Source organism: Paenibacillus sp. A3 (genome assembly GCF_001399685.1).
Classification (GTDB): Bacteria; Bacillota; Bacilli; order Paenibacillales; family NBRC-103111; genus Paenibacillus_G.
In genome coordinates, this window is sequence record NZ_JTHN01000173.1 from 1 (window position 1) to 6429 (window position 6429).

A 6429-nucleotide genomic window follows, 5' to 3' on the forward strand; every position below is an offset into this window, starting at 1 on the left:
ACAATATCGATTTACAGGAACTCATTTTGAGACTTCCCAGAATACAACTACGGGCGGCGGATTCTTTACCCTTTCCGTTACGGGTCAAGCTCCTGCAAACGCAGCTTACGCACGCGTATGGCTCGTGTTGATGGGAACGGACAATAACGGCTCGGGTACGGTCTATTTTGATCAGACAAGCCTGCGATACGATCCTGATGGCAATATGCTTGCAAACGCCAGTTTTGAACTAAAAACAGGGACAAGCGGCTTAGCCGATGGCTGGTACGGTAACAAGGACCAAGGAATAGCTGGCGAGTATGAAGTTGTAGCTCATCATGCGTCTTCCGGTCAACGTGCGCAGAAGATTACGGGTTCCGGTCTGGGGCTATATAATCAAATAAATGTCTTCCAAGACGTGAAGATAGAGCCGGGAAAGACGTATACGGCAAGCAGTCGTATTTTTGTAGAGAGCTTGACAAATGCAAAAGTAAATCTGACCGTAGATTATCTTGATGCACAATATCGATTTACAGGATCCCATTTTGAGACTTCCCAGAACATAACTACGGGCGGTGGATTTTTGACACTCTCTGTTACGGGTCAAGCTCCTGCAAACGCAGCTTACGCACGGGTATGGCTCGTGTTGATGGGAACGGACAATAACGGCTCGGGTACGGTCTATTTTGATCAGACAAGCCTGAGATACGATCCTGATGGCAATATGCTTGCAAACGCCAATTTTGAACTAAAAACAGGGACAAGCGGCTTAGCTGATGGCTGGCAAGGCAACATGGATCAAGGAATAACTGGCGAGTATGAAGTTGTAGCTCATCATGCGTCTTCCGGTCAACGTGCGCAGAAGATTACGGGTTCCGGTCTGGGGCTGCATAATCAAATAAATGTCTTCCAAGACGTGAAGATAGACCCGGGAAAAACGTATACGGCAAGCAGTCGTATTTTTGTAGAGAGTCTGGCAAATGCAAAAGTAAATTTGACCGTAGATTATCTTGATGAACAATATCGATTTACAGGAGCCCATTTCGAGACTTCCCAGAATACAACTACGGGCGGCGGATTTTCGACACTATCTGTTACGGGTCAAGCTCCTGCAAATGCAGCATACGCACGCGTATGGCTCGTACTTATGGGAACGGACAATAACGGTTCGGGTATTGTTTATTGGGATGCAGCTACTCTTCAAGCAAAATAAATGATCTAAGCTATAGTGGTTGAATAAAGATATTACGGGAGCGTTGGAGGATAAAGATTATGTGGATTTCAAAAATCAAGAAGAGTTACTGGGAATTATTTTATCTCTTTTAGTAGTGTGGCTCTGCCGGCAAATAAGGAAAAGCAGTCCCGGACATCGGTGCCGAGACTGCTTTTTTCTAAATAGTCGCTGTTACGGTTTGGGAGTTACAAGAATCTTCACTTGATTTTTTTCCTTCAACAAAGCCTCAAAGCCATGCTCCACCGCTTCGTCCAGCTTGATTCGCTTCGTAACCAGCTTCTCGGCAGGGAAAAAGCCTTTTTCCATCAAACGGATGACCGCCGGGAATACATTGCGGTACCCGATAATACCCGTCATGTTCCGCTCCTTCATGACGAGGTGATTCGGTCGGATCGACGCTTCTCTTTCGAAGATGCTGACAATCATGATCTGTCCGGCGACCTTGGTCGACTCGATAGCTTGGGTGAGAACAGGCGGCACCCCGGTGACCTCGAAGGCGATGTCGGCTCCGCCGCCTGTCCGTTTGTGAATCTCCTGCACCACATCGTATTCTTTCGGATCGATGACGATCGCGCCCAGCTCTTCCGCTTTGAGCTTACGTTCCGGTGAAAGCTCGACGGCGTAAATTTCCGAGGCGCCGGAAGCCTTCAGTGCCTCAATGACCAGCAGGCCGATCGGGCCGGTACCGAACACGACGGCTTTGTCTCCGACCTTCAGTTGGCTTGAACGGACGGCGTAAAGCGCAACGGCGGACGGTTCAACCAAGGCGCCTTGCTCGTAAGAGACGCTGTCGGGAATTTTATGGACCATGTGCTCATCGACTGCTACGTATTCAGAGAAGCCGCCGCCACCGCCGGCGAGGCCGAGGAAGCCCATTTTTTCGCAAAGATTATATTTACCCTGCCTGCACGAAGGGCATGTCCCGCACGCGAAGACGGGCTCGACGACGACCCGGTCGCCCACCTTCACTGAGGCGACGCCTTCCCCGATCTCGACGACTTGTCCGGAAAATTCATGCCCCATCACGATAGGGGCTTTTTCATTTGTCAGCGGGTGGGCCGTACTTTCCGGAATAAAAATCGGGCCAGCCACATATTCGTGCAGGTCGCTTCCGCAAATGCCGCACCATTCCACTCGGATTTTTACTTTTCCTTGGAGCGCTTGGGGTTCCGTAATCGTTTCCAAGCGTAGGTCCTTCACACCATGCCATCGTAACGCCTTCATGCTTGCATTGCATCTCCTTACTGGGTTGAGTAATAAAATAAATTTAGATATAAAGTAGGAAACGTTTCCGTCAATAAATAATGTCACAAGTTTGATACATTTGTCAAATTGATTTGCGAATGAAGAGGGTTTAAGCAGAGGGAAGGGCTTACCGGTGCCTGCCAGTGGCTCGTCAAAACGGCGGCATCGTATGCTATAATAAAAAGAGACAAGCGACATGGTTCGTATCATAGAAAACGATTCCAATAAGAAAGGACATCTCTCTTGACCAGAAAGCAAAAAGTAACGATTGAAGATGTGGCGAAGAAAGCGGGGGTGGGGATCGCCACCGTATCGCGCGCCATGAACGATAGCGGCGGGATCAGTCCCAAAACGAAGGCGCAGATCCTCCAGGTGATTGAGGAAATGGGCTTCACTCCGAATACTTCGGCGCAAAGCTTGAAGGTGCGGCAAACGTATCAGATTGCCTTGGCCGTGCCGGATATCCGCAACGCGATCATTCCCGAAATCGCCTGGTCTGTGGAGCAGACCGCGAAGCAGCACGGCTACCGCGTCGTACAGATCAACACCACCGGCAATGCCCGGACGGAGCTTGAGACGGTGCGCGAGGTGAAGAAGCTGCATGTGGACGGGCTGATTATTATGCCGCTCGCCTATCCCAAAACGTTGGTGGAACTGATCAATAAAGCAAGCGTACCCGTCTCGATCATTAACTATGGAAAAAAGCTCGACGACCATGTGAAAGCGGACGTTGTTGGCTTGGCCAGCCAGGAAGGCCGTCTCGTCATGGAGCATCTGATCAAAATCGGACGGACGCGAATCGCATATGCTGGTGCCCCGAAGAATAAAATTGAGGAACGGTACTTTGCCTATGAACAGTCGCTGCCGCAGGTGGATCCTTCCCTCGTTTTTTTCGGCGAGGATTTCTCGTTTGAAACAGGCTTGCGCGCGGCCGATTACTTTTACAGCCTCAAACATATGCCGGATGCCATCTATGCGGTCAACGACATGGTGGCCATCGGGATTGTGAATCGCTTCAAGGAGCTGGGCATCCGCGTTCCGGAAGATGTGGCGGTCGTGGGCATCGACAACAACTTGTGGACGACGGTGACAAGCCCGCAAATCAGCTCGGTCTCGATCATGGGGGATGAAGTGGCCCGCCTGGCTACCGAGCTTTTGCTGAAGCGGATTCGCGAGCACAGTGCCGGGGAATATGAACGCGTGCAGTTCGAACCTCGACTCATTGTGCGGGAATCCAGCGTGGCCGTCATTCGCCAACCCCCTGCCATTACGAAAAGGGTCAGATGACCAGCTTGTCTTGCAATCGTGCCCGTCATTTTAATCGCCCGGGACTCTGGCTATAATAAGTCTAAAAAGGAGGCGGCTGACGATGGGAGAACCGGTCGGATTTTTATACGCGCACCCGGACGATGAAAGCTTTTTGAGCGCGTGCCTGATCCGGCAGCTGGCGGATGAAGGGCATGCGCCTGTTCTGCTGCTGGCGACCAAAGGCGAGGCGGGGCAGAAGAACGGCTACGCGGCGCAGGCGACGAAGGAGGAGCTTGCCGCGATCCGGGTCAAGGAAATGGAGAAGGCCGCCGCGGTGCTGGGCATTGCGGAAGTGGAGCATCTCGGCTTCCCCGACGGAAAACTGGACACGGTTGACGAGACGCTCTTTTTGGAGGCTGTCATCCGGTTCATCAACGAACACCGCTTGAGAATTGTCGTAACGTTCCCGGAGGACGGCGGCAACTTTCATCCCGATCATATGGCGATTTCGCGGTTTGCGACAGCGGCCGTGCTGAGCGGGCGGTGCCCTTCGGTCCAGAAGCTGTACTACACTCTGTCCAAGACGCTGAGGGAAAAAGGCTACGAACCGACGTTCATCGTCGATACGGAACAAGCATGGAGCGTCAAAGCGGAAGCGCTGCGCGCCCATACGTCCCAGCTTCTCGCGACCGAGAGGTACTTTGGGAATCTGGACGTTTTCCCGGAGAACCGGCGTTACGAGTCGTTTGTCTTGCACTGGGAACGCGGACAGCGCTGGCCTTCCAAAACCGAGACAAGCCTATTCGACGATTTGTTCTGAACCGGCGGTCCAGCGGGAAAAGCGGCTTAGCCCGAGACGAGCTCCTCGACCGTTTTGCCCGAATCGACATATCCCCGGTTGACGGCTTCCCATAAGTAGAGGGAGGCGACGCTGCAATACGGCGACCATTTCTGCGCATGCTGCGCCAAAGGGTTGCCGTCTTTTTTATTTTCAGCCCAATACAGCCATCGGGCCCCTCGCACCAGACCCGCATCGCCCAGAGACAGCACGTTCATTCGCCCCAAAGAAAAGATCAGAAACATTTCCGCCGTCCATTGGCCGATCCCTTTCACCTTGGTGAGCATCTCAACGACCTCGCGGTCTTCCAGTTGGGGCAGCAGGGCCAAGTCGATTTCCTGACGAGGCAGCTTGGTGCTCAAGTCTTTGATGTAGTTGATTTTGGCGGCCGATAGCCCGGCGCTTCGGAGCGCTTCGGGATCGAGCCGGTCGATCTCCTCGGGAGTGACGGAGGAGACGAGCGATCTTACCCGGTTGTTGATGGTGGCGGCTGCTTTCACGGAGGGCTGCTGCCCGACAATCGACAGCGCCAGCGACTCAAAATGGCTGCCGCGCACATGGAACGTCAGTTCGCCGATAAGGGAGATCAGAGCGGCCAGCTTGGCATCGTTGCGGCAAAGGTAATTTATCCTCTCATCGTCCGAATTCAGCGTAATACTGCGGATCACGAAGACTCCCCCTTTTCATAAGCACATACTTTGTTGGTATGATTATCTCATAAAGTATTTCCCGGGAAAATCTTTGGTAGTTTCAAACCAAATTCATTCCGAACAACTGGGGATTGACAGATGCAGGAAACCATTTTAAACTGTCAATTGATAATGATAATTATTATCAATAAATGTACATACTTAGGGGGCTGTATCATGTCACGATCTATGCATTGTTTTCTATTGGTCTTTTGCTGCGCCATGCTATTCATCGCCGGCTGCGGAACGGCGAATACCAATACATCTTCCGCTCCGAAAGCCGCTTCCGGCACCGACGCCAAGAAGCCGGAGCAAGCTTCGACGCAAGAACAGGGCAAATCGCAAGATCCGGCGGTTCGGACCATTACCCATCTGCTCGGCACTACAGAGATCAAAGGCACGCCGCAGCGTATCGTCGCGATCGAATGGTCGGTTGTCGAGGATGTGCTGGCGCTGGGCGTCCAGCCGGTCGGCATTGCCGATATCGAAGGCTACAAGAAATGGGTGAAGGTGAAGCACGAGCTGTCCCCGGACGTGAAGGATGTCGGCAGCCGGGTCGAGCCGAGTTTGGAGCAAATCTCCGCGCTGAAACCGGATTTGATCATCGCGACCAACCGCGTCGAAGCCTTCTACGATAAATTAAAAGCGATCGCTCCGACCGTCGTGTTCTATCCGAACACGGAAAAGGAGCCGGATGCTTACGCGATGATGGAGAAAAATTTCCGAATCGCTGCGGACGCGCTGAACAAGAAGGACGAAGGAGAAAAAGTGCTGAAGGAGGTCGACACGGCGATTGCCGGATTGGGCGACAAAGTGAAGAAAGCGGGCAAAGCGGACTCCGAATTCATCCTTGTGCAAGCCTTCTCGCTGAAAAAAACGCCGACGATGCGCATCATGTCGGATAACGCGATGTCGGCCAAGGTGCTGATCAAGCTGGGGATGAAAAACGCGTTCAAGCCGAAGGGCTACGTCCCGACCTTTGAAGAAGGGGGCATCGAGCCGTTGCTCGCCATGAAGAAAGCGAATTTCTTCTACATCGTGCAGGATGACGATAACATTTTCACCAACCAGCTGAAGGAAAATCCGGTATGGAAAAACCTCGATTTCGTCAAGGAAAACCGGATGTATGCGATGGGCGGCGATACGTGGCTGTTCGGCGGACCGCTGTCGGCACAGCTGATCGCTGAAAAAGCGGC

The 6429-nt window shown here is 52.5% G+C and carries 6 protein-coding genes; 4 read left to right on the forward strand and 2 right to left on the reverse strand.

The window, feature by feature from the left end; all coding sequences use genetic code 11:
- The coding region (locus tag QJ48_RS37670) for a hypothetical protein (protein ID WP_237763050.1) at window positions 1–1192 on the forward strand (1192 nt) is incomplete at its 5' end.
- A gap of 192 nt (window positions 1193–1384) precedes the next feature.
- Here QJ48_RS37670 and QJ48_RS24880 read toward each other — a convergent pair.
- The gene (locus QJ48_RS24880; RefSeq protein WP_054976116.1) at window positions 1385–2437 is read right to left on the reverse strand and encodes a 2,3-butanediol dehydrogenase; all 1053 of its coding nucleotides are present in this window, start codon (window positions 2435–2437) and stop codon (window positions 1385–1387) included.
- 264 nt (window positions 2438–2701) lie between these two features.
- On the opposite strand from QJ48_RS24880, the gene QJ48_RS24885 reads away from it, so the two are divergent.
- Window positions 2702–3745: a LacI family DNA-binding transcriptional regulator gene (locus QJ48_RS24885; protein WP_054976117.1), complete on the forward strand. Its 1044-nt coding sequence runs from the start codon at window positions 2702–2704 to the stop codon at window positions 3743–3745.
- 82 nt (window positions 3746–3827) lie between these two features.
- On the forward strand, window positions 3828–4526 hold the full coding sequence (locus QJ48_RS24890; RefSeq protein WP_054976118.1) for a PIG-L deacetylase family protein: 699 nt from the start codon (window positions 3828–3830) through the stop codon (window positions 4524–4526).
- Window positions 4527–4552: 26 nt separating this feature from the next.
- On the opposite strand, the gene QJ48_RS24895 is transcribed toward QJ48_RS24890, so the two are convergent.
- Window positions 4553–5212 (reverse strand): DNA-3-methyladenine glycosylase, encoded by a 660-nt coding sequence (locus QJ48_RS24895; RefSeq protein WP_237763051.1) that lies wholly within the window; start codon window positions 5210–5212, stop codon window positions 4553–4555.
- Between the two features lie 198 nt (window positions 5213–5410).
- On the opposite strand from QJ48_RS24895, the gene QJ48_RS24900 reads away from it, so the two are divergent.
- Window positions 5411–6429, forward strand: a 1019-nt coding sequence (locus QJ48_RS24900) for an ABC transporter substrate-binding protein (protein WP_082420670.1), incomplete at its 3' end; no start/stop codon positions are given.

Bases quoted from the DNA above. Each gene is read 5' to 3' on its own strand.
- QJ48_RS24880 (WP_054976116.1), bottom strand. From the start codon at position 2,437: ATGAAGGCGTTACGATGGCATGGTGTGAAGGACCTACGCTTGGAAACG.
- QJ48_RS24890 (WP_054976118.1), top strand. From the start codon at position 3,828: ATGGGAGAACCGGTCGGATTTTTATACGCGCACCCGGACGATGAAAGC.